Raw genomic sequence first — 22,956 nt, 5'->3', positions numbered from 1 at the left:
CGATGGCCATGGATATGCGCAAGAGCGGCATCAGCAGCACGGCGGACTCGGGGTCTTACTCCGACTTGAACCGGCTTAACCAGCTCAAGGTCGGCGACGACAAGAACAGCGAAGGCAACATGCGCAAGGTGGCGCAGGAGTTTGAGTCGCTGTTTTTGAGCGAGATGCTCAAGTCCATGCGTTCGGCCACCGAAGCGTTGGGTAAAGACAACCCGATGAACACGCCAGCGGCCAAGCAGTACCAGGAAATGTACGACCAGCAACTGGCCGTCTCGATGTCGCGCGAGGGCGGTGGTATCGGCCTGGCCGATGTGCTGATGCGCCAGATGCAGAAGAACAAACCGGTGGAGGCCCAGGCCGCTACCCTGCAAGGCCCGGCGGCGGCCGAGCCGGTGAAGAAGGTTGATGTGCCGACGGAAATTGCGGCAGGCACCCAGGCGCAAGGGCCGCTGGGCCGCTCCAATGGTCAGCGCCCGTTGTGGGCTTATCGCGTGGCGGAGCCACAGGCCGGCGCTGCAGCGTCTCACAGCAATGACATGGAGCTGATGAATCAGCGCCGCATTGCCTTGCCAAGCAAGCTGACGGATCGCCTGCTCGCCGGCATCGTGCCGAACGCGCCGGTCGCGATCGATGCCAAAAGCGCGCCGCTGCGTAACAGTGCGGCCGACGACAACGTGGTCAACAGCACCGCACGCACGTTTGCCGTGCCGAGCGGGCGCATGCAGGTCTACGGCCGTGCCGTGGCCCAGCCGCCGTTGGCGCCGGCGAAGAAGGCCTTCAGCTCGCAGGATGAATTTGTCGCCACCATGTTGCCGATGGCCAAGGCGGCCGCCGCGCGCATTGGTGTCGATCCGAAATACCTGGTGGCCCAGGCCGCCCTGGAAACCGGTTGGGGTAAATCGGTGATGCGCGCCGAAGATGGCAGCAGCAGCCACAACCTGTTCGGCATCAAGGCCGGCCAGAGTTGGCAGGGCGGCCAGGCCCGCGCAATCACCAGTGAGTTCCGTGACGGCGCGATGGTCAAGGAAACGGCGCAGTTCCGTTCCTACAACTCGTACCAGGACAGCTTCCATGACCTGGTGACATTGCTGCAAAGCAATGATCGCTATAAAGAAGTTGTGAAGTCGGCCGACAACCCGGAACAGTTTGTGCGCGAGTTGCAAAAAGCCGGGTACGCAACCGATCCGGACTACGCCAGCAAGATTTCGCAGATCGCAAAAACGATGAACAGTTACCAGAACTACGCTGCCGCGGGCGCAACCACACATTTATAAGGTCTGAACCATGAGTTTGCTCAGTATCGGGATGTCAGGGCTTAACGCCTCTCAAGGATCGTTGTCGGTCTTGAGTAACAACATTGCCAACGCCAATACCTCGGGATACTCGCGCCAGCAGACCACCCAGAATGCGAGTGCGTCGAACCCCTATGGCGGCGTGTTCATCGGCAGCGGCACGACCCTGGCTGACGTGCGCCGGGTCTATAACGAGTTCCTCGATGCGGCCTACCAGAACAGTACCGCGCTGAATAATGACGCCAAGGCCTATTCGAGCCAGGCCAGTGCCATCGACAAGACCCTGTCGGACAAGACCACCGGTATGTCCTCGGTGCTCAGTGCGTTCTTTGCTGCCGTGCAGACCTCTGCGGCCAACCCCAGCGATGTGTCCGCGCGCCAGGTGCTGCTGACCAGTGCCCAGACCTTGAGCAACCGCTTCAACTCGATCTCGACCCAGCTGAACCAGCAGAAAGAGTCGATCAATGGTCAACTCAAGACCATGAGTGATCAGGTCAACCAGTTGACGTCCTCGATTGCCTCGCTCAACAAGCAGATCACCCAGGCGCAGGGCTCCAGCAACAGTGCTCCGGCCAACCTGCTGGATGCGCGCAACGAGGCGGTGCGCTCGCTGAACGAATTGGTTGGCGTCACTGCTGTCGAGAAGAACGGTGTGTTCAGCGTCAGTACCGGCACTGGCCAGTCCTTGGTGCTGGGTGACCAATCCAACAGTATTTCGGCCGTGCCGAGCGCGAGCGACCCGAGCCAGTACACCATCCAGCTCAATGCGGGCGGCGGCACCTCGGTGGACCTGGGTAACGTACTCAGTGGCGGCAGCATCGGTGGCTTGTTGCGTTATCGCAGCGATGCCTTGATGCCGGCCATCAATGACCTGGGGCGTATCGCGATCGTCACTGCGGACGCGGTCAACAGCCAGTTGGGCCAAGGCCTGGACCTGAACGGTGACTTTGGTTCGTCGTTGTTCAAGGACATCAACAGCGCCGCGGCCATTGCGCAGCGTAGCGTGGGCTCGGGGAACAACAGCACCGGTTCCGGCAACTTGAACGTGTCCATCAGCGACACCAGCAAGCTGACGACCTACGACTATAAAGTCACTTTCACCAGCGGCAACAACTACACGGTGATGCGTTCCGACGGCAAGTCCATGGGGGCGTTCGACACCACGACCACGCCGCCGCCGGTGATTGACGGGTTCACCCTGGCCTTGGACGGCAAGGGGCCGATGGCGGCAGGTGACAGCTTCAAAGTCAGCCCTACTGCCAATGGCGCGACCAGCATTGGCACCGATTTGAAGGACGCCAATAAGATCGCGTTCGCCGGGCCGTTGCTGGGTGAGGGCAGCAAGACCAACGAGGGCACCGGCACCTTTACGCCGCCGACGCTGACCTTGCCTATCGATATTCATGGCGGCGCCGACACCGCTCAACTGCGCACCGGGATTGAACACTCGATGCCGGTGAAGATGGTGTTTGGCAAGCCGGCGACCGACGGCACCCAGACCTATACGGTCAACGATGCGCAGGGCAACCCGATTGGCACCGGCAGTATCATTCCGGGCCAAAGCAACAACATCACCATCAACGTGCCAATGCGTGACGCCAACGGTGCGTTGGTCGTACCTGCCAAGAGCTTCAAGTTCGACACCACTGTCGGCGGTGCGCCCGCCGATGGCGACAGCACGACCTTTTCCTTCAATGCTTCGGGCAAGTCGGATAACCGGAATGCCCAGGCATTGCTCGACCTGCAGACCAAGGCGACCGTCGGCCTGGCGGATGGCAGCGGTGGCGGTGTGAGCCTGGTGGCGGCCAACAGCCGGCTGGTGTCGACCGTGGGTGCCAAGGCCGCTTCGGCCATTACCGACACCACCGCCACGGGCGCATTGCTCAAGGCCAACCAGGACGCACGCAACTCGGTATCCCAGGTCAACCTGGATGAAGAGGCGGGCGACATGATCAAGTTCCAGCAGTACTACACCGCGTCGTCGCAGATCATCAAGGCTGCGCAAGAAACCTTCAGTACGCTGATCAATAGTCTTTAAGGGAGTCTGGGACGATGCGCATTTCCACAGCACAATACTTCGAAACCAGTTCCGCCAAGTATTCGGATAACTACTCAAGCGTCGTGAAGGCCCAGAATCAGGCCAGCACCGGTGTGCGCGTAGAGACCGCCTCCGATGACCCGGTCGCGGCAGCGCGCCTGTTGATGCTGCAACAGCAGAAAGACATGCTGGGCCAGTTCAACGGCAACATCACCAGCTTGAAGAACTCGCTGACCAACGAAGAAAGCGTGTTGGGTTCGATCAACGACGCACTACAAGCCGCCAGTACCCTGGCCCTCCAGGCGGGTGGCTCGCTCAGTGATGCCGACCGCAAATCTATTGCCGGTCAGGTCGCGGCCTTGGAAGACCAGGTGCTGGGCCTGCTCAACAGCAAGGATTCGTCGGGTAACTACCTGTTTTCCGGTTCCAAGACGTCGACGCCGCCTTACAGTCGCAACAGTGACGGGACCTACACCTATCAGGGCGATGAGACTCCGTTGAGCCTGCAGGTCTCAGACACGTTGAAGGTCAGTGCTGGCGATACCGGCAAGAGCATCATGGGCGGGGCAGTCAACTCGGGCCGTACCCAATCGACATGGATCGTACCGCCGATCGTGCCGCCGGCAACGGCGCCGGTGCCCAATGACAACAAGGTCTCGTTGTCGGCCGGCCTGGTGACGTCGGGCACCGACTACACCAAGAAGTTCGCGGAAGGCCAGCCTTACAAGCTGACCTTTACTAGCAGCACCCAGTACAAGGTGTCTGATAAAGACGGCAACGATATCACTTCGGAAATTCCGGGTAACGGCACGTTTGATTCCACTAAGGAAGGCGCTTCCACGGTGAGCCTGCGGGGCGTGAACTTTGACATCAATCTCGATCTCAAGGGGGTTGCCCCGGGACCTGACTCCGATGCGTTGGTCAAGGACCGTTCGTTCAGCCTAGCCGCCAAACCCGACACTTTCAGTGTCTCGCGTACGCCGAGTAACACGTCCACAGCACAGTTGAATAATGCGACCGTGAGCGATCAGGCGGCGTATTCCAGTACCTTCCCTGCCAACAGTGGCGCGGTGATCAAGTTCACCTCCGGCACTGCGTATGAGGTGTATGCCCAACCGTACACGGCTGACAGCAAGGCCATTGCCACGGGCGACACCGGTGGCGGAACGACGGTGACTGCCGCCGGTGTGACTTTTGATATCAGCGGTACGCCACAAAACGGCGATCAGTTTGCGGTGGCTGCCAGTACGCAAAAGACCCAGAACGCGCTGGATACTTTGAGCCAGCTGCGCCAGGCGCTGGAGCAGCCAGTCGATGGAAACCCGGCGGCGATGCTCAAGTTGAAGGATGTCCTGAGCTCGTCGGTGGCCAATCTGGCCAACTCCCGTGCCCAGGTTGACAATGTGCGTGGCTCCATTGGCGCGCGCGGCGCAGCGCTGGACATCCAGGCCAGTGAAAACAACAGCATCGGCCTGGCCAATACCAGCACCATGAGTGACTTGGGCAACATCGACACGGCCCAGGCCGCGATCAACCTGACCTTGCAGCAAACCATGCTGCAGGCCTCGCAACTGGCCTTCGTGAAAATCTCGCAGTTGAGCCTGTTCAGCAAGATGTAAGTGGCGTTACTTCAAGCGGCTCGCTCTGGAAACAGGGCGGGCCGTTGCCGTTTCTGGGGTTTAATTGTTTGAAGGTTTTGCACAAAGCACGGACAATTGAGTGACCTGTGAGTCATAAAGCGCATCTTCACTGTATCGTGTGAAAAGGATAAGTCGTCACAGGGGCCTTGCGGGGCGGCTTTCAGCGAGATTTTTATGGGGTTATCCCCTTTATTGTCAGCACTCCGGGCGTGGTCCAGGGGTGTTCTCCAGCTATTTAGTATTGGGAAGCCACAATGATTGGCATAAAAAGCATCGCCAGTTACGTGCCGGCAGACGGGATCGATAACTACGCCCAGGGTGCCAAATTCGCCAAGGATGAAGAGTTCATCATTGGCAAGATCGGTTCCGCGTTCCTGCCGCGCAAGGAAGCTGCACAGGAAACCTCCGATCTGTGTGTCGAGGCGGTCAACGCTTTGTTTGCCAACAACCCGGACCTGAAGCGCGAGTCCATCGATGCGCTTATCGTTGTCACCCAGAACGGTGATGAAGAAGGCCTGCCGCACACGGCCGCCATCGTCCAGGACAAGCTCGGCCTGCCGACCCATGTGGCGGCCTTTGATATTTCCTTGGGCTGCTCCGGCTACGTCTACGGCATCTACGCGATGAAGGGCTTCATGGAAGCCGCCGGCCTGAAAAACGGCCTGTTGATCACCGCCGACCCGTATTCGAAGATCGTCGACCCGGAAGACCGCAACACCACCATGCTGTTCGGCGATGCGGCCACCGCCACCTGGATGGGCGAAGACGCCCCGTGGTTGCTGGGCAAGTCCAAATTCGGCACCGACGGTTCAGGCGCACCGCACCTGAAGGTCAGCGACGGCGTGTTCTTCATGAACGGCCGCCAGGTGTTCAACTTCGCCTTGCTCAAGGTGCCGGCGCATTTGCACGAGCTGCTCAATGAGTCGGACCTCAAGGCTGACGACATCGATGCCTTCTGCATTCACCAGGGCAGTGCGGCAATTGTCGACGCGGTAGCACGCCGCTTTGAAGATGCGCCGGTGGACAAGTTCATCAAGGACATGGTCGAGACCGGCAACACCGTGTCGTCGAGCATTCCGTTGCTGCTGGAAAAGCATGTGATGGACGCCACCTGGAAGCGCGTGGCCATCAGCGGGTTTGGTGTGGGCCTGTCGTGGGGCTCGGCGATTCTCTATCGTCCCTGATGCCTTGATAGCTTCAACAAAAAACGCCGATGATCGAACGACCATCGGCGTTTTTTATTTGACGCCAGAAAACCCAATGAAATCGGGGGTTGAAGCCCGCGTAAACCCTTGAATTGCAAGGGGTGGCACGGCGCCAGTAAAAAAATCAAAAAAAATCCTCAAGCAACCGGCTGCCACGACGATAACTATTACGTAGGTTCTCAGGCCACACCCGGCGGTTGCCAGGGCCGGAAGCCGCAGTATCCATCCAACGAGGATTTCGTCATGGCTTTAACAGTAAACACCAACATTGCTTCCATCACTACCCAGAACGGCCTTGGCAAAGCGGCCAGCTCGCTGCAAACCTCCATGCAGCGTCTGTCCACTGGTCTGAGCATCAACAGCGCTAAAGACAACGCCGCCGGCCTGCAGATCTCCAACCGCCTGACCAGCCAAATCAACGGCCTGGGTCAAGCTGTAAAGAACGCCAACGATGGTATCTCCATCGCGCAAACCGCTGAAGGCGCAATGCAGGCTTCGACCGACATTCTGCAAAAGATGCGTACCCTGGCTCTGTCCTCGGCTACCGGTTCCCTGAGCGACGCCGACCGTACTTCCAACCAGGAAGAATACCAGGCTCTGACTTCGGAACTGACCCGTATCTCCCAGACCACCACTTTCGGTGGCCAGAAGCTGCTGGACGGTTCGTACGGTACCAAGTCGATCCAAGTCGGCGCCAACGCCAACGAAACCATCAACCTGTCCCTGGACAACGTTGCTGCCAACAACATCGGTTCCCAGCAGATCAAGAGCGTTGCAGTTGCTCCTAGCACCACGGGTGTAGGCGCAGGTGCCATCGGCGTGACCGGCAACGGCCAGAGCAAGAGCATTGCAGTAACTGCCGGCGACTCGGCTAAAACCATCGCCAGCAACCTGAACGGCGCAGTGGGTGGCCTGAGCGCTACCGCTAGCACTGAAGCTCAGTTCGTGGTTGGCGCTGCTGCCAAGACTGCTCCTGCTACCTTCACCATGACCGTTGGTGGCCAAGCCACTACGTTCACTGGCGTTACCGATACCGCCAGCCTGGCAGACCAACTGAAGTCCAACGCTGCCAAGCTGGGCATCAGCGTTAACTACGATGAATCCAAAGGCGCTCTGTCGGTTAAGTCCGATTCTGGCGAAAACCTGGTGTTCAGCGCTTCGACCGACGCCGGCTCGATCACTGTCAACACCCGTGACGGCAGCGGCAACTTCGCAGCGGCTGGCGTTGCCCTCGCTGACGGCCTGATCGCCACCGGCGCTGTAAACCTGGACTCGTCCAAAGGCTACGCTCTGAACGGCGCTGGTGTAACTGGCCTGTTCGCAGCTACCGGTACTGCCGCTGCTTCGACCAAGACCTCTGTTGCTCAAACCGACGTGACCAGTGCCTTCAACGCACAGTCCGCCATCGCTGTAATCGACAAAGCCATCGGCGGCATCGACAGCGTACGTTCGGGCCTGGGTGCTGTTCAGAACCGTCTGACCACTACCGTAGACAACCTGACCAACATTCAGAAGAACTCCACCGCTGCACGTTCGACTGTACAGGACACCGACTTCGCTGCTGAAACAGCTGAGCTGACCAAGCAACAAACTCTGCAGTCGGCTGCTACTGCGATCCTGTCGCAAGCCAACCAACTGCCATCCGCTGTACTGAAGCTGCTTCAGTAATAACGGCGCTTGGTAAATGACGGAAGGGCGCGTTTACGTGCCCTTTCGTCTTTTCGGTTTCAGAGGAGATTGGACATGGACATGAGTATAAAGCTGGCCTCGTCTTATCCACCGGTTGCACCTCAAAGCGCACCCGTCCCAGCAGTTGCGGACAAAGACAAAACCAAGGTCGAGGCGATTGCGCCGACCGCGGGTGAGCCTGAGCGGGCTGACCTGGAAAAAGCAGTCACTGATATTCGAGAATTCGTACAAGCGGCCCAGCGCAAACTGGATTTTTCCATTGATGATTCCACCCATAGGGTCGTGGTCAAGGTCATTGCCACTGAAAGTGGTGAGGTGATCCGCCAGATCCCTTCGGAAACGGCCTTGAAACTGGCCCAGAGCCTGGCCACGGCCAGCCACGTGCTGTTCGACGAAAAGGTCTGAGCTGGCACGAAACTTGTTGCGATGATTTCTTGAAGTGTTGTTCGTCAAGAAAGCGGCAACAACCGCATTAGGAGAAAGACGATGGCGAGTACAACTGTTAACGGTGTTGGTTCTGGCATCGACATCCAGGGTATCGTGAAGTCCCTGGTGGACGCCGATCGGGCGCCGAAGCAGACCCAGATCAACACCCAGTCACAGAAAGCGACCACCCAGCTGTCGTCGATCGGCAAGATCCAGGCGGCCCTGGACGCGTTTCGTGGCTACCTCAAGAGCACGACTGACGACAACAGCTTCAGCGGCTTGACCGGTACGTCTTCGAACGAAAAAGTCGCCACCATGACCACCGGCAAGGGCGCTGCCAACGGCAGTTTCAACCTGGTGGTCAATAAGTTGGCCCAGCCGTCGAAACTTTCGACCGCTACGCTGGCGGGCGGCGCCTCGACGGTCGTCAACAAGGGCAGCACCGCCACCACATTGTCGATCTCCCAGTCTGGCAAGAAGTTCGACGTGAGCATCCCGCCCGGCGCGACGCTACAGAGCGTACGTGACTCGATCAACACGCAGTTTGGCACGTCGGGGCTCAGCGCAAACATCGTGACCGACGCCAGTGGCTCGCGCATGGTGTTGACCTCCACCACCGGCGGTGTGGGGTCGGACCTGACATTGTCGGGCAATTCGGGAATCGATACAGGCTACAAGGTGATCGATGAGCCTCAGAACGCCGAATACACTATTGACGGTGTTGCCTACACCTCCAAGACCAACAACATCACCGAAGCGGTCAGTGGCGTGAGCATCAAGCTGCTGTCGGTCTCGCCGCCGGTAAGCAGTACCGACTCCACCAAGTCTGTGACCACTATCTCCGTGAGTACGAGCAGCGCCGCCCTCAAGTCCGGGGTGAAAGGCTTTGTCGACAGTTACAATGCCCTGCTCAAGGCGATCAATACCGAAACCAAGGTGACTAAGGATGCGGCGGGTAACTCCGTGTCGGCAACCTTGACCGGTGATGCGAACATGCGTTCGCTGCAAAGCGCCCTGCGGACAGAGTTCAACGCACTGTCCGGCAACGGCGCGCTCAAGTCCCTGGCGCAGTTCGGGATCAGTACTGACTCCGGCACGGGCCTGCTGACCATGGATGACAAGGCCTTTGACAAGGCCGTACTGACCAACGCAGCTGACATCAACAGCATGTTGGGTGGCAAGGATGGTCTGCTGGCCCGCATGAACGCTGCGACCGAGGATTACGCCAAGCCCACCACCGGCGTGTTCGCGACCCGCACCACGGCGCTGTCCGACAGCCTCAAGAAGCTGTCCAAGGATCAGTCCGACCTCGACGCCCACGTCCAGGACCTGACCGACAGCCTGACCCGCAAATACGCGGCGATGGACTCCCTGGTCGCCCAGCTGCGTCAGCAAAGTAACAACATCATGGGTACCCTCAACGCGCTGAACAACCAGAAGAGCAGTTGATCGCGCGCCCATGAAAAAGCCCAGGTCCACTGACCTGGGCTTTGTTCTTCAAAAGACCATCGGGTTAAAGTTTTTTGCGACCCAGTCGACACAATGGTTACTGAAATCCTTTTCGCTGTTACCTGTCACGAGGTAGAACCATGAATCCCATGAGAGCCCTTCGCCAATACCAGAAGGTCAATTCCCATGCCCAGATCTCCGAAGCCAGCCCGCATCGCCTGGTGCAAATGCTGATGGAGGGCGGGCTTGACCGCATGGCGCAGGCCAAAGGTGCATTGGCTCGTGGGGACATCGCACAGAAGGGCCTGATGCTCGGCAAGGCGGTGGACATCATCATCGGCCTGCGCGATGGCCTGGATGCGGAGAAGAGCGAAGATCCGGCTTACGTCCAGCAATTGGAAAGTCTGTACGCGTACATGACCAACCGTTTGATGGAAGCCAATCTGCACAACGATGCCAGCATGATCGACGAAGTCGCTCGGTTGCTGATTACCGTGAAAGAAGGCTGGGATGCCATCGCAACACCACAAGGTGCCGCACAATAAGGCCATCGGCCTTGAGGAACACATCATGAGCCACGCACTGCAACGCATAGACGAAACCCGCGAAGCCCTGATCGGCGCGTTGGCGGAACGGAATTGGGACGCCATCGGCGAACTCGACCTGGGCTGCCGCAACGTGATCGAGGAAGTGCTCAGCGAGGTGCCAGTGAACGAGGACGTGCTGCGAGAGAAGTTGGAGAGCTTGCTGGCGGTGTATCAGCAGTTGCTTGAGGTGACGACCGGCGAGCGCCAGGCGATTTTTGAAGAGATGTCGCTGATCAACCGAGCGAAAAACGCGTCAAAGGTTTACCATCTGTTCGGCTGAATGGGCTCAGTTAGTCCGAACGGCGCGTCATATATTTGACTGTGCCAGCATTTTTGACTTAACTAGTGCTGTTTTCAGATTTCAGACGTCTAGTAAGGTACAAAGTCTTACAGACGTCTCGATTGCCCTCACTTCGGGGCAGGAAGTTTTACTAGGGAAGTTGCTATTGCATGTGGCGTGAAACCAAAATTCTGCTGATTGATGACGATAGCGTCCGCCGCCGCGATTTAGCGGTGATTTTGAATTTTCTTGGCGAAGAAAATCTGCCCTGCGGCAGCCATGATTGGCAGCAGGCGGTCAGCTCATTGTCGTCGAGCCGTGAAGTCATTTGTGTGCTGATCGGGACGGTAAACGCTCCTGGCGGTGTTTTGGGCTTGTTAAAGACACTGTCTACGTGGGATGAGTTCCTTCCCGTTTTGCTAATGGGCGATATTTCTTCCGTCGACCTGCCGGAAGACCAGCGCCGCCGAGTGCTTTCTACCCTGGAAATGCCCCCCAGCTACAGCAAATTGCTGGACTCCCTGCACCGTGCCCAGGTCTATCGCGAGATGTACGACCAGGCGCGCGAGCGCGGTCGCCACCGTGAACCCAACCTGTTCCGCAGCCTGGTCGGCACCAGCCGTGCCATCCAGCACGTGCGCCAGATGATGCAGCAGGTTGCCGACACCGACGCCAGCGTGCTGATCCTCGGCGAGTCCGGTACCGGCAAGGAAGTGGTCGCGCGCAACCTGCACTATCACTCCAAGCGCCGCGACGGGCCTTTCGTGCCGGTCAACTGCGGGGCGATCCCGGCAGAGCTGCTCGAAAGCGAATTGTTCGGCCACGAGAAGGGCGCCTTTACCGGGGCGATCACCAGCCGTGCCGGGCGTTTCGAGCTGGCCAACGGCGGTACGCTGTTCCTCGACGAAATCGGCGACATGCCGCTGCCGATGCAGGTCAAGCTGTTGCGCGTATTGCAAGAGCGTACCTTCGAGCGCGTGGGCAGCAACAAAACCCAGAGCGTCGACGTGCGCATCATCGCGGCGACTCACAAAAACCTCGAGAGCATGATCGAGGTTGGCAGCTTCCGCGAAGACCTGTACTACCGCCTCAACGTATTCCCGATCGAGATGGCTCCCCTGCGTGAGCGCGTGGAAGACATCCCGTTGTTGATGAATGAACTGATCTCGCGCATGGAGCATGAAAAGCGTGGTTCGATCCGCTTCAACTCCGCTGCAATCATGTCCCTGTGCCGCCACGGCTGGCCGGGCAACGTGCGCGAGCTGGCCAACCTGGTGGAGCGCATGGCGATCATGCACCCCTATGGTGTGATCGGCGTGGTCGAGTTACCGAAGAAATTCCGCTACGTCGACGACGAAGACGAGCAACTGGTCGACAGCCTGCGCAGCGACATGGAAGAGCGCGTGGCCATCAACGGCCATACCCCGGACTTCGGCTCTACCGCCATGCTGCCGCCCGAAGGCCTGGACTTGAAGGACTACCTCGGCAACCTGGAACAAGGCTTGATTCAACAGGCGTTGGACGATGCCAACGGCATCGTCGCCCGTGCCGCCGAGCGCCTGCGCATCCGTCGAACCACCTTGGTGGAGAAGATGCGCAAGTACGGTATGAGCCGCAAAGAAGGTGATGAACAGGCGGATGATTGACGCCTGTTTTTCAACTGACTGAAAAGTAAGGCTATTTTTTTCGGCACGGGTATTGCTACAGCCCTCGCAACGTTCCGTTTAACTGACGGTCAGCCAAGCGAGAGAGCATGATGCCCCACGCCGCCCAACATTCTTCCAGCCCTGCCATCGCGGGGCTCGTTCCGTCTGTAGAACAGCAAAGCCGCCAGGGCCTGGAACAGGCCTTTTCGCTGTTCAACCAGATGTCCAGCCAATTGACCGACTCCTACAGCCTGCTCGAAGCCCGGGTCTCCGAGCTTAAAGGCGAGTTGGCGGTGGTCAGTGCCCAGCGCATGGAAGAGTTGGCCGAGAAAGAGCGCCTCGCCAACCGTCTGCAGAACCTGCTGTCGCTGCTGCCCGGTGGCGTGATCGTCATCGACGAAGAAGGGCGCGTGCGCGAGGCCAACCCGGCTGCCTGCGACATGCTCGGCCTGCCGCTGGAGGGTGAACTGTGGCGCCACGTCATCACCCGCTGCTTTGCACCGCGTGAAGACGATGGCCACGAAATCTCCCTCAAGGACGGCCGTCGCCTGTCTATCGCGACCCGCTCCCTGGACGCGGAGCCGGGCCAGTTGGTGCTGCTCAACGACCTGACTGAAACCCGTCACCTGCAAGACCAGTTGGCGCGTCACGAGCGTTTGTCGTCGTTGGGGCGCATGGTTGCTTCCCTGGCGCATCAGATCCGTACACCGCTGTCGGCGGCGTTGATCTACGCCAGTCATTTGACTGATGAACAGTTGCCTGCCGCGACCCACCAACGGTTTGCCGGGCGCCTCAAGGAGCGCCTGCACGAATTGGAACACCAGGTGCGCGACATGCTGGTGTTTGCCCGCGGCGAATTGCCGCTGACCGACCGCATCACCCCGGCCGAGTTGATGCAGGCCCTGCAGGCTGCGGCCGCTACCCATGTTCAAGAGGTACAAGTGCGCTGGCAGTGCGACAGCCACCTCGGTGAGTTGCTGTGCAACCGCGACACGCTTGTTGGTTCGCTGCTCAACTTGATCGAGAACGCCACCCAGGCCAGCGGCCCCGGTGCGCGGCTCAAGGTGCACCTGTACAACCGCGAGCAAAACCTGCGCCTGTGCATCAGCGACAGTGGCAGCGGTATCGAGCCCGCCGTATTGCAGCGCCTGGGCGAACCTTTTTTCACCACCAAGACCAACGGTACCGGCCTGGGCCTGACCGTGGTCAAGGCAGTGGCGCGTGCCCATCAGGGAGAATTGCAGCTGCACTCCCGGGTTGGGCGTGGCACCTGTGCATTGATGACCTTGCCGCTGTTTTCATGCGCGGCAAGCGCGGAGTAGAAAGGTTATGGCTATCAAGGTTCTGTTGGTGGAAGACGATCGCGCCCTGCGTGAAGCATTGGCTGACACGCTGCTGTTGGCGGGCCATGACTACCGGGCGGTCGGTTCTGCCGAAGACGCCTTGGAGGCGGTGGAGCGGGAGTCCTTCAGCCTGGTGGTCAGCGATGTGAACATGCCTGGCATGGACGGGCACCAGTTGCTTGGCCTGTTGCGTGCGCGTCAGCCGCAACTGCCAGTGTTGCTGATGACCGCCCACGGCGCCGTTGAGCGTGCAGTCGATGCCATGCGCCAGGGCGCGGCGGATTACCTGGTCAAGCCATTTGAACCCAAGGCCTTGATCGAGTTGGTCGCGCGGCATGCCCTGGGCGTGATCCCGGCCAGTGATGGCGAGGGTCCGATTGCCTTCGAACCGGCCAGTGCACAATTGCTGGAGCTGGCGGCCCGCGTGGCGCGCAGCGATTCCACGGTGTTGATTTCCGGCGAGTCCGGCACGGGCAAGGAAGTGCTGGCGCGCTACATCCACCAGCAATCGACCCGCGCCAAGCAACCTTTTATCGCCATCAACTGCGCGGCGATCCCCGACAACATGCTCGAAGCCACGCTGTTCGGCCACGAAAAAGGCTCGTTCACCGGCGCCATTGCGGCCCAGGCGGGCAAGTTCGAGCAGGCCGACGGCGGCACCATCCTGCTCGACGAGATTTCGGAGATGCCCCTGGGCCTGCAAGCCAAGTTGCTGCGGGTGCTGCAGGAGCGTGAAGTGGAACGCGTCGGCGCACGCAAGCCGATCCAGCTGGACATCCGCGTGGTCGCCACCACCAACCGCGACCTGGCGGGCGAAGTGGCGGCGGGGCGCTTCCGTGAGGACCTGTTCTATCGACTTTCCGTATTCCCCCTGGCCTGGCGCCCGTTGCGCGAGCGTCCGGCGGACATCATTCCGCTGGCCGAGCGCTTGCTCAACAACCACGTCAAAAAAATGAAGCATGCCAAGGCGCGCCTGTCGCCCGAGGCCCAGGCTTGCCTGATCGGCTACCCGTGGCCGGGAAATGTGCGCGAACTCGACAACGCCATCCAGCGGGCGTTGATCCTGCAACAGGGTGGCCTGATCCAGCCGCAGGATTTTTGCCTGGCCATGGGCAGCGGTGTCGCGCCGCTGCCGACCCTGGCGCCCGCGCCAGTGATTGTCGAAACCGAAACCGCCGGTGCCTTGGGCGATGACCTGCGGCGCCGCGAATTCCAGATGATCATCGACACCCTGCGATCCGAGCGTGGCCGCCGTAAAGAGGCCGCCGAGCGCCTGGGAATAAGCCCGCGTACCTTGCGCTACAAGCTGGCGCAGATGCGCGATGCCGGCATGGATGTGGAAGCGTATCTGTTCGCCACCTAAGTAATTATCCAGGCCATTGGTACCAAGGCCGACAAGGTTTGTCGCCTTTTCTTACGAGTTGATACAGAGCTGGCACCCTTGTTGCTACCTCCCCTAGTAATTGCGGCGTAGCGTCAAAAAAAATGCGGGTTGTCGGAGAGAGAAGTTCATGAGCCAGGGTATTGAGTTCAATCGGTTGATGTTGGATATGCGCTCCATGCAAATGGATGCCATGGCTCAACCGAAATCCGTCGCGCCAGCGCCGGAATTGGGCCAAAGCAGCTTCGCCGACATGCTCGGCCAGGCCATCAACAAAGTCAGTGACACCCAGCAAGCTTCCAGCCAGTTGGCCAACGCGTTCGAGATCGGCAAAAGCGGCGTGGACCTCACCGATGTGATGGTCGCTTCGCAAAAGGCCAGCGTTTCGTTCCAGGCGCTGACCCAGGTGCGTAACAAGTTGGTTCAGGCTTACCAAGACATCATGCAGATGCCGGTTTAAGGACGAGATTTAAGTCATGGCAGAAGCAGTCGTGGACAACGCACCCGCCAAGGCAGACGGCAAGCCGCCGCTGTTTGGCCTGTCGTTCCTGGAAAACCTTTCCGAAATGACCATGTTGCGTCAGGTAGGCCTGATGGTCGGCCTGGCTGCCAGCGTGGCGATTGGTTTTGCCGTGGTGTTGTGGTCGCAGCAACCCGATTACCGGCCGCTTTACGGCAGCCTGGCGGGCATGGACTCCAAGCAGATCATGGAAACCCTGGCCGCCGCCGACATCGCCTACACCGTGGAGCCCAACTCCGGGGCCCTGCTGGTCAAGGCCGACGATGTGGCCCGTGCGCGCATGAAGCTCGCCGCCGCTGGCGTGACCCCGTCCGACAGCAACATCGGTTTTGAAATCCTCGACAAGGACCAGGGCCTGGGTACCAGCCAGTTCATGGAAGCCACCCGCTACCGTCGTGGCCTGGAAGGCGAACTGGCGCGCACCATCTCCAGCTTGAACAACGTCAAGGGTGCCCGCGTGCACCTGGCCATCCCGAAAAGCTCGGTGTTTGTGCGCGATGAGCGCAAGCCGAGCGCCTCGGTGTTGGTCGAACTGTTCGCTGGCCGCTCCCTGGAACCTGGGCAGGTGCTGGCGATCGTCAACCTGGTCGCCACCAGCGTGCCTGAACTGAGCAAATCGCAGATCACCGTGGTGGACCAGAAGGGCAACCTGCTGTCCGATCAAGCGGAAAACTCCGCGCTGACCCAGGCCGGCAAGCAGTTCGACTACAGCCGTCGCGTCGAAAGCATGCTGACCCAGCGTGTGCATAACATCCTGCAACCGGTGCTGGGCAACGACCGCTACAAGGCAGAAGTGTCCGCCGACGTGGACTTCAGTGCCGTGGAGTCGACCTCCGAGCAGTTCAACCCCGACCAGCCGGCGTTGCGCAGCGAGCAGTCCACCAGCGAACAACGCACCGCCGCCAATGGCCCGCCGCAAGGTGTGCCGGGTGCCCTGAGCAACCAGCCGCCAGCGCCGGCCTCGGCCCCGCAAACCACCGGTGGTGCAGCGGCCAGCGCAGGTGCGGTGCAACCTGGCCAGCCATTGCTGGACGCCAACGGCCAGCAGATCATGGACCCGGCCACTGGCCAGCCCATGCTCGCACCGTACCCGGCGGACAAGCGTAACCAGTCCACCAAGAACTTCGAACTCGATCGTTCCATCAGCCACACCAAGCAGCAACAAGGCCGCGTCAATCGCCTGTCGGTATCGGTGGTGGTGGATGACCAGGTCAAGGTCAATGCCGCAGATGGCGCCGTTACCCGTGCCCCATGGAGCGCCGACGAGTTGGCACGCTTCACTCGCCTGGTACAGGACGCCGTCGGTTTTGACGCCAGCCGTGGTGACAGTGTCAGCGTGATCAATATGCCGTTCTCCGCCGAGCGCGGCGAAGTGATTGCCGAGCCGGCGTTCTACTCGCAGCCGTGGTTCTGGGACATCGTCAAGCAAGTGCTGGGTGTGTTGTTCATCCTGGTGCTGGTGTTCGGCGTGCTGCGCCCGGTGCTCAACAACATCACCGGCAACGGCAAGAAACAACTGGCCGCTTTCGGGGGCAGTGACGTCGAGTTGGGTGGCATGGGCGGCCTGGACGGCGAACTGGCCAACGACCGCGTCAGCCTCGGTGGCCCGCAAAGCATCCTGTTGCCAAGCCCGAGCGAAGGCTATGACGCTCAGCTGAATGCAATCAAGAGTCTGGTGGCAGAAGACCCGGGCCGTGTGGCCCAGGTCGTGAAAGAGTGGATCAACGCAGATGAGTGATAATCGAGCCGCTGTTGCCAAGCTCACCAAGGTCGACAAAGCCGCAGTCCTGCTGCTGTCCCTCGGTGAAACCGACGCCGCCCAAGTGCTGCGCCACATGGGCCCCAAGGAGGTTCAACGCGTGGGCGTGGCCATGGCGCAGATGCGCAATGTGCACCGCGAGCAAGTCGAACAGGTGATGAGCGAATTCGTCGAGATCGTCGGCGACCAGACCAGCCTGGGCGTCGGCTCCGACAGCTACATCCGCAAGATGCTCACCTCGGCCCTGGGCGAAGACAAGGCCAACGGCCTGATCGACCGCATCCTGCTCGGTGGCAACACCAGCGGCCTCGACAGCCTTAAATGGATGGAGCCCCGCGCCGTCGCTGACGTGATCCGCTATGAGCACCCGCAGATCCAGGCGATCGTAGTGGCCTACCTCGACCCGGACCAGGCCGGTGAAGTACTCGGCCATTTCGACCATAAAGTGCGCCTGGACATCATCCTGCGCGTGTCGTCGCTGAACACTGTGCAGCCGGCGGCCTTGAAAGAACTCAACACGATTCTGGAGAAGCAGTTCTCCGGCAACTCGAATGCCTCGCGTACCACCCTGGGTGGTATCAAGCGCGCGGCCGATATCATGAACTTCCTCGACAGCTCGGTCGAAGGCCAGTTGATGGATTCGATCCGCGAGATCGACGACACCCTGTCCGGCCAGATCGAAGACCTCATGTTCGTGTTCAACAACCTGTCCGACGTCGACGACCGTGGCATCCAGGCGTTGCTGCGCGAAGTGTCCTCCGACGTGCTGGTACTGGCCCTCAAGGGCTCGGACGAAAACGTCAAAGAGAAGATCTTCAAGAACATGTCCAAGCGTGCCTCGGAACTGTTGCGCGACGACCTGGAAGCCAAAGGTCCGGTACGTGTCAGCGACGTGGAAACCGCGCAGAAAGAAATCCTCACCATTGCCCGCCGTATGGCCGAAGCCGGAGAAATCGTTCTCGGCGGGAAGGGCGGCGAAGAAATGATCTAAGGCGCCTCTCATGTCGAACAAAGATGAGGCGCCCAGCGATCTGATTCGCGCACGGGACGTCGGTGGGTTCGACATCTGGTCGTTGCCCAGCTTCGATCCGCATGTGCCCGAGCCTGAGCCCGAGCCGGTTGAAGAGCCGCCAGCAGAAATGGAAGAAGTGCCGCTGGACGAAGTCCAGCCACTGACCCTTGAAGAGCTGGAAACCATCCGCCAGGAGGCCTACAACGAAGGTTTTGCTGCTGGCGAAAAAGACGGTTTTCGCAGCACCACCCTCAAGGTGCGCCAGGAAGCCGAGGAGGCACTTAGCCTCAAGCTCGCCAGCCTGGAACGCTTGATGGGGGGGTTGTTCGACCCGATCGCCGAGCAGGACTCGCAGATCGAAAAAGCCATGGTCGACCTGGTGCAGCACATCACTCGCCAGGTGATCCAGCGCGAGCTGACGCTGGACTCCAGCCACATCGAAAGCGTGATGCGCGAAGCCCTCAAGTTACTGCCCCTGGGCGTCGGCAATGTGCGGCTGTACATCAACCCCCAGGACTTCGAACAGGTCAAGGCCTTGCGCGAGCGGCATGAAGAAACCTGGCGTATCGTCGAGGATGCCTCGCTGCAGCCCGGTGGTTGCCGCGTCGAAACCGAACACAGCCGCATCGATGCCACGGTGGAGACCCGCATCAGCCAGATCATGGCCAAGCTCTTTGATCAACTTCACGAACAGGCCCTGCACCCGGCAGAGCCCGACCTGAGCGTGGACCTGGACGCCCCCGATGCGCCTTGATCGCACCAGCTTCGCCAAGCGCTTGAGCGGTTATACCGAGGCCACCGAATTACCTGGCCAACCGATCCTCGAAGGGCGCCTGTTGCGCATGGTCGGCCTCACCCTCGAAGCCGAAGGCCTGCGCGCCGCCATGGGCAGTCGCTGCATGGTGATCAACGACGACAGCTACCACCCGGTGCAGGTCGAAGCCGAAGTGATGGGCTTTTCCGGCAGCAAGATTTTCTTGATGCCCGTGGGCAGCCTGGCGGGCATCGCCCCCGGCGCCCGCGTGGTGCCATTGGCCGACACCGGCCGCCTGCCGATGGGCATGGGCATGCTTGGCCGCGTGCTGGACGGCGCCGGTCGCGCGCTGGATGGCAAGGGCGGCATGAAGGCTGAGGACTGGGTGCCAATGGACGGCCCCACCATCAACCCGCTCAACCGTAACCCGATCAGCGTGCCGCTGGACGTCGGTATCCGCAGTATCAACGGATTATTGACGGTCGGCCGCGGTCAGCGTCTGGGCCTGTTTGCCGGTACCGGCGTGGGTAAGTCGGTGTTGCTGGGCATGATGACCCGCTTCACCGAGGCTGACATCATCGTGGTGGGGCTGATTGGCGAACGGGGTCGCGAGGTGAAGGAATTCATCGAGCACAGCCTGGGTGAAGAAGGCCTCAAGCGCTCAGTGGTGGTCGCCTCCCCAGCGGACGATGCGCCGCTGATGCGTTTGCGTGCCGCCATGTACTGCACGCGTATCGCTGAATATTTCCGCGACAAGGGCAAGAACGTCCTGTTGCTGATGGACTCGCTCACGCGTTTCGCCCAGGCCCAGCGGGAAATCGCGCTGGCCATTGGCGAGCCGCCGGCTACCAAGGGTTACCCACCGTCGGTGTTCGCCAAGTTGCCCAAACTGGTGGAGCGTGCCGGTAATGCCGAGGCGGGCGGGGGTTCGATCACCGCGTTCTACACCGTACTGTCCGAAGGCGATGACCAGCAGGACCCCATTGCCGACTCGGCACGGGGTGTGCTCGATGGTCACATCGTGCTGTCGCGGCGTTTGGCCGAGGAAGGGCACTACCCGGCTATCGACATCGAAGCGTCCATCAGCCGGGTGATGCCGGCGGTGGTCACGCCTGAACACATGGTTCGCGCGCAACAATTCAAGCAATTGTGGTCGCGCTACCAACAGAGCCGCGATCTGATCAGCGTCGGCGCCTACGTGGCGGGCGGTGATCGCGACACCGACTTGGCCATCGCCCTGCAGCCGCAGTTGGTGACCTACCTGCGCCAGGGGCTCAACGACAAGATCAGCATGGGCGAAAGCGAAGCGCACCTGCAGTCGATCTTCGCCCCCGCACCGGGCGGCTAAGCCATGGCCAACAGCCGCGCAGCGCGCCTGGCTCCGGTGGTGGACATGGCCGAAAAGGCCGAGAAAACCGCCGTCCAGCGCCTGGGTTATTTCCAGGGGCAAGTCCGTTTGGCGGAAAGCAAAATGGGCGACCTGGAGCGTTTTCGTGGCGAGTATCAACAGCAGTGGATCGAACGCGGCAGCAAGGGCGTTTCCGGCCAATGGCTGATGGGCTACCAGGGCTTCCTCAACCAACTGGAAACTGCCGTTGGCCAGCAACGCCAAAGCCTGGCGTGGCACCAGAACAACCTCGATAAAGCGCGCGAGAGCTGGCAAGCGGCATTTGCTCGAGTCGAAGGCCTGCGCAAGCTGGTGCAGCGCTACATCGACGAAGCCCGGGCGCTTGAAGACAAGCGTGAGCAGAAGCTGCTCGACGAACTGTCCCAGCGTCTTCCGCGCCAATCCCAGTTCTAACCCGCTCCTTCAATTGATCTGAGTTGTTGCTCAGAACCGGTTCGCCTGCTAAACCTTGTGTCATTGCCAATGACAAGGAAGCAGTCGCATGTCAGTCGAGTCAGAAGTATCCCTGGATGGGACCAAATTGACGATCGCCATAAGAGGCCGGTTCGATTTCGGCAGCCACCAAGCGTTTCGCGATGCCTACGAGCGTTACTATAAAGTGCCTGAGTTGTACGTCGTCGACTTGAAGGAAACCACCTACATGGACAGTTCGGCCCTGGGCATGCTCCTGCTGCTGCGTGATCACGCCGGTGGCGACGAGTCGCAAGTCAGCGTAGTCAACAGCAACTCCGATGTGCGCAAGATCCTCGCCATCTCCAACTTCGACAAACTGTTCGACATCAGTTGAGCGTCCTGGCCCCGGTTCTTGAACCGCTGACGATCCTGATCGCCGAAGACAGTGCCGCCGATCTGCTGTTGCTGTCGACCATCGTGCGGCGCCAGGGCCATCAGGTACTCACCGCCACCAACGGCGCTGAGGCGGTGGAGGTGTTTACCCGCGAGCGTCCGCAGCTGGTGTTGATGGACGCGCTGATGCCGGTGATGGACGGCTTTGAGGCGGCGCGCCGGATCAAGCAATTGGCGGGTGAAGAATTGGTGCCGCTGATCTTCCTCACGTCGCTGCGCGAGAGCGAAGCGCTTGCCCAGTGCCTGGATGCTGGCGGCGATGACTTTTTACCCAAGCCCTATAACCAGCTGATCCTGGCCGCCAAGATCAATGCCATGGATCGCCTGCGTCGGTTGCAGGCCACGGTCTTGCAGCAGCGCGACCTGATCGCCAAGCATCACGGCTATCTCCTGCATGAGCAGCGGGTGGCCAAGGCGGTGTTCGATAAGGTCGCGCATTCCGGTTGCATCAATGCCGCGCCGAATATCCGCTACCTGCAATCGCCCTATGCGCTGTTCAATGGCGACCTGTTGCTGGCGGCCTACACCCCCTCTGGCGATATGCACGTGCTGCTCGGAGACTTCACCGGTCATGGCTTGCCGGCAGCGGTGGGGGCCATGCCCCTGGCGGAAGTGTTCTACGGCATGACCGCCAAGGGTTACGGCCTGGCACAGACCCTGCGGGAGATGAACGCCAAGCTCAAGCGCATCCTGCCGGTGGACATGTTCTGCTGCGCCACCTTGCTGTGCCTGAGCACGCAGCGGCGGGTGGTGGAGGTGTGGAACGGCGGCATGCCCGATGGTTATGTGCATGAAGTCGCCACCGGCAAGCGCACGCCGCTGGCGTCACGGCATTTGCCGTTGGGGGTGCTGTCGGCCGAAGCCTTTGATGATCGCACCGAAGTCTGGCCCATGGCGTTGGGCGATCGGGTGTTCCTGCTGTCCGATGGGGTGTTGGATACCGCCGATGCCAATGACCAGTTGTTCGGCGCCGAACGCTTGCAGCAGGTGTTCGCCGACAACCGCGAGCCTGACCGTTTGTTTGAAGACATTGAACGGGCCCTGGCGGCCTTTCGAGGCGAGGCGCGGGATGACGTGAGCATGGTGGAAATCACCCTGCACACCGGCCAGCAACTGCGTGCCACCGGGCCGTTGTATGCCGACAGCGGGCAGTCGTGCCCGCTGGATTGGTCGGTGAGTTTCGAATTCCGTGCGGAGACCCTAAAGCGTTACAACCCTTTGCCGTACCTGCTGCAGCTATTGCTGGAGATCCACGGCCTGCGGGAGCAGAGCGGGGCGCTCTACAGCGTGATGGCCGAGTTGTATTCCAATGCCCTGGAGCATGGCGTGCTGGGCCTGGATTCACGGCTCAAATGCGATGCACGAGGGTTCGCCGAGTATTACCGCCAGCGTAATGACCGCCTGGCGCAGCTCAATAGCGGCTACATACGCGTGCATGTGCAGGTCGTACCGACCGAGGCAGGCGGCAAGCTGACCCTGCGCGTCGAAGACAGTGGCCCGGGGTTCGATGTGGAGCAGGTGCTGGCGCGGCCCCTGGGTATCGACCGCCTGTCTGGCCGGGGCTTGAGCCTGGTGCGTCAGTTGAGCAGCGATGTACGCTGGTCCGATGGAGGGCGCAGTGTCTGCGTGGAGTTTTCCTGGGGCGCTCTGGCATAATCCGCCGATTCTTGATCAAGGAGCG

20 protein-coding genes are annotated in these 22,956 nt (G+C 60.4%); all 20 read left to right on the top strand.

The window, feature by feature from the left end:
- Positions 1 to 2 precede the first annotated feature (2 nt).
- The 20 genes from flgJ (at position 3) to ATH90_RS20370 (ending at position 22,931) form a co-directional block, all read left to right on the top strand.
- A complete protein-coding gene (flgJ, locus tag ATH90_RS20465; RefSeq protein ID WP_034107974.1) occupies positions 3 to 1,274 on the top strand; it encodes a flagellar assembly peptidoglycan hydrolase FlgJ in 1,272 nt (423 codons plus the stop codon).
- Positions 1,275 to 1,284: 10 nt separating this feature from the next.
- The gene (gene flgK / locus ATH90_RS20460; RefSeq protein ID WP_034107972.1) at positions 1,285 to 3,330 is read left to right on the top strand and encodes a flagellar hook-associated protein FlgK; all 2,046 of its coding nucleotides are present in this window, start codon (positions 1,285 to 1,287) and stop codon (positions 3,328 to 3,330) included.
- Positions 3,331 to 3,344: 14 nt separating this feature from the next.
- Positions 3,345 to 4,949, top strand: coding sequence for a flagellar hook-associated protein 3 (locus ATH90_RS20455; protein WP_098467168.1), 1,605 nt, complete (start codon positions 3,345 to 3,347; stop codon positions 4,947 to 4,949).
- A 275-nt stretch (positions 4,950 to 5,224) separates the two neighbouring features.
- Positions 5,225 to 6,154 carry a ketoacyl-ACP synthase III gene (locus ATH90_RS20450; protein ID WP_034107968.1) on the top strand — a complete coding sequence of 310 codons (930 nt, stop codon included), beginning with the start codon at positions 5,225 to 5,227 and terminating at the stop codon, positions 6,152 to 6,154.
- 264 nt (positions 6,155 to 6,418) lie between these two features.
- The gene (locus tag ATH90_RS20445) at positions 6,419 to 7,843 is read left to right on the top strand and encodes a flagellin N-terminal helical domain-containing protein (RefSeq protein ID WP_034107966.1); all 1,425 of its coding nucleotides are present in this window, start codon (positions 6,419 to 6,421) and stop codon (positions 7,841 to 7,843) included.
- Positions 7,844 to 7,918: 75 nt separating this feature from the next.
- Positions 7,919 to 8,269: a flagellar protein FlaG gene (locus ATH90_RS20440; protein ID WP_034107964.1), complete on the top strand. Its 351-nt coding sequence runs from the start codon at positions 7,919 to 7,921 to the stop codon at positions 8,267 to 8,269.
- Positions 8,270 to 8,350: 81 nt separating this feature from the next.
- A complete protein-coding gene (gene fliD / locus ATH90_RS20435; protein WP_034107962.1) occupies positions 8,351 to 9,739 on the top strand; it encodes a flagellar filament capping protein FliD in 1,389 nt (462 codons plus the stop codon).
- A 140-nt stretch (positions 9,740 to 9,879) separates the two neighbouring features.
- The gene (fliS, locus tag ATH90_RS20430) at positions 9,880 to 10,284 is read left to right on the top strand and encodes a flagellar export chaperone FliS (protein WP_025855861.1); all 405 of its coding nucleotides are present in this window, start codon (positions 9,880 to 9,882) and stop codon (positions 10,282 to 10,284) included.
- Between the two features lie 25 nt (positions 10,285 to 10,309).
- Complete coding sequence (gene fliT, locus ATH90_RS20425) at positions 10,310 to 10,606, top strand: flagellar protein FliT (RefSeq protein WP_034108515.1); 297 nt, start codon at positions 10,310 to 10,312, stop codon at positions 10,604 to 10,606.
- A 170-nt stretch (positions 10,607 to 10,776) separates the two neighbouring features.
- The gene (locus tag ATH90_RS20420) at positions 10,777 to 12,252 is read left to right on the top strand and encodes a sigma-54 dependent transcriptional regulator (RefSeq protein ID WP_034107959.1); all 1,476 of its coding nucleotides are present in this window, start codon (positions 10,777 to 10,779) and stop codon (positions 12,250 to 12,252) included.
- Between the two features lie 110 nt (positions 12,253 to 12,362).
- Positions 12,363 to 13,574 carry a sensor histidine kinase gene (locus ATH90_RS20415; RefSeq protein WP_034108513.1) on the top strand — a complete coding sequence of 404 codons (1,212 nt, stop codon included), beginning with the start codon at positions 12,363 to 12,365 and terminating at the stop codon, positions 13,572 to 13,574.
- 7 nt (positions 13,575 to 13,581) lie between these two features.
- Complete coding sequence (locus ATH90_RS20410) at positions 13,582 to 14,958, top strand: sigma-54-dependent transcriptional regulator (RefSeq protein WP_098467167.1); 1,377 nt, start codon at positions 13,582 to 13,584, stop codon at positions 14,956 to 14,958.
- Positions 14,959 to 15,106: 148 nt separating this feature from the next.
- Positions 15,107 to 15,436, top strand: a complete 330-nt coding sequence (gene fliE, locus ATH90_RS20405) for a flagellar hook-basal body complex protein FliE (RefSeq protein ID WP_015885194.1) — start codon at positions 15,107 to 15,109, stop codon at positions 15,434 to 15,436.
- Between the two features lie 16 nt (positions 15,437 to 15,452).
- A complete protein-coding gene (gene fliF / locus ATH90_RS20400) occupies positions 15,453 to 17,234 on the top strand; it encodes a flagellar basal-body MS-ring/collar protein FliF (RefSeq protein ID WP_034107954.1) in 1,782 nt (593 codons plus the stop codon).
- Complete coding sequence (fliG, locus tag ATH90_RS20395; RefSeq protein ID WP_010208743.1) at positions 17,227 to 18,246, top strand: flagellar motor switch protein FliG; 1,020 nt, start codon at positions 17,227 to 17,229, stop codon at positions 18,244 to 18,246. The genes fliF and fliG overlap by 8 nt, the downstream gene beginning before the upstream one ends.
- Positions 18,247 to 18,256: 10 nt before the next feature.
- Positions 18,257 to 19,021: a flagellar assembly protein FliH gene (fliH, locus tag ATH90_RS20390; protein WP_098467166.1), complete on the top strand. Its 765-nt coding sequence runs from the start codon at positions 18,257 to 18,259 to the stop codon at positions 19,019 to 19,021.
- Positions 19,011 to 20,369 (top strand): flagellar protein export ATPase FliI, encoded by a 1,359-nt coding sequence (gene fliI / locus ATH90_RS20385; protein WP_069077932.1) that lies wholly within the window; start codon positions 19,011 to 19,013, stop codon positions 20,367 to 20,369. Before fliH ends, fliI begins: the two co-directional genes overlap by 11 nt.
- A gap of 3 nt (positions 20,370 to 20,372) precedes the next feature.
- Positions 20,373 to 20,822: a flagellar export protein FliJ gene (gene fliJ / locus ATH90_RS20380; RefSeq protein ID WP_098467165.1), complete on the top strand. Its 450-nt coding sequence runs from the start codon at positions 20,373 to 20,375 to the stop codon at positions 20,820 to 20,822.
- A gap of 88 nt (positions 20,823 to 20,910) precedes the next feature.
- Positions 20,911 to 21,216 (top strand): STAS domain-containing protein, encoded by a 306-nt coding sequence (locus ATH90_RS20375; RefSeq protein ID WP_034107945.1) that lies wholly within the window; start codon positions 20,911 to 20,913, stop codon positions 21,214 to 21,216.
- The gene (locus ATH90_RS20370) at positions 21,213 to 22,931 is read left to right on the top strand and encodes an ATP-binding SpoIIE family protein phosphatase (RefSeq protein WP_034107943.1); all 1,719 of its coding nucleotides are present in this window, start codon (positions 21,213 to 21,215) and stop codon (positions 22,929 to 22,931) included. The genes ATH90_RS20375 and ATH90_RS20370 overlap by 4 nt, the downstream gene beginning before the upstream one ends.
- Positions 22,932 to 22,956: the final 25 nt, after the last annotated feature.

This window comes from Pseudomonas lurida, assembly GCF_002563895.1.
GTDB classification, from domain to species: domain Bacteria; phylum Pseudomonadota; class Gammaproteobacteria; order Pseudomonadales; family Pseudomonadaceae; genus Aquipseudomonas; species Aquipseudomonas lurida.
Note: the sequence above shows the minus strand (reverse complement) of the source record. Positions and strands in the feature narration are given on the sequence as shown.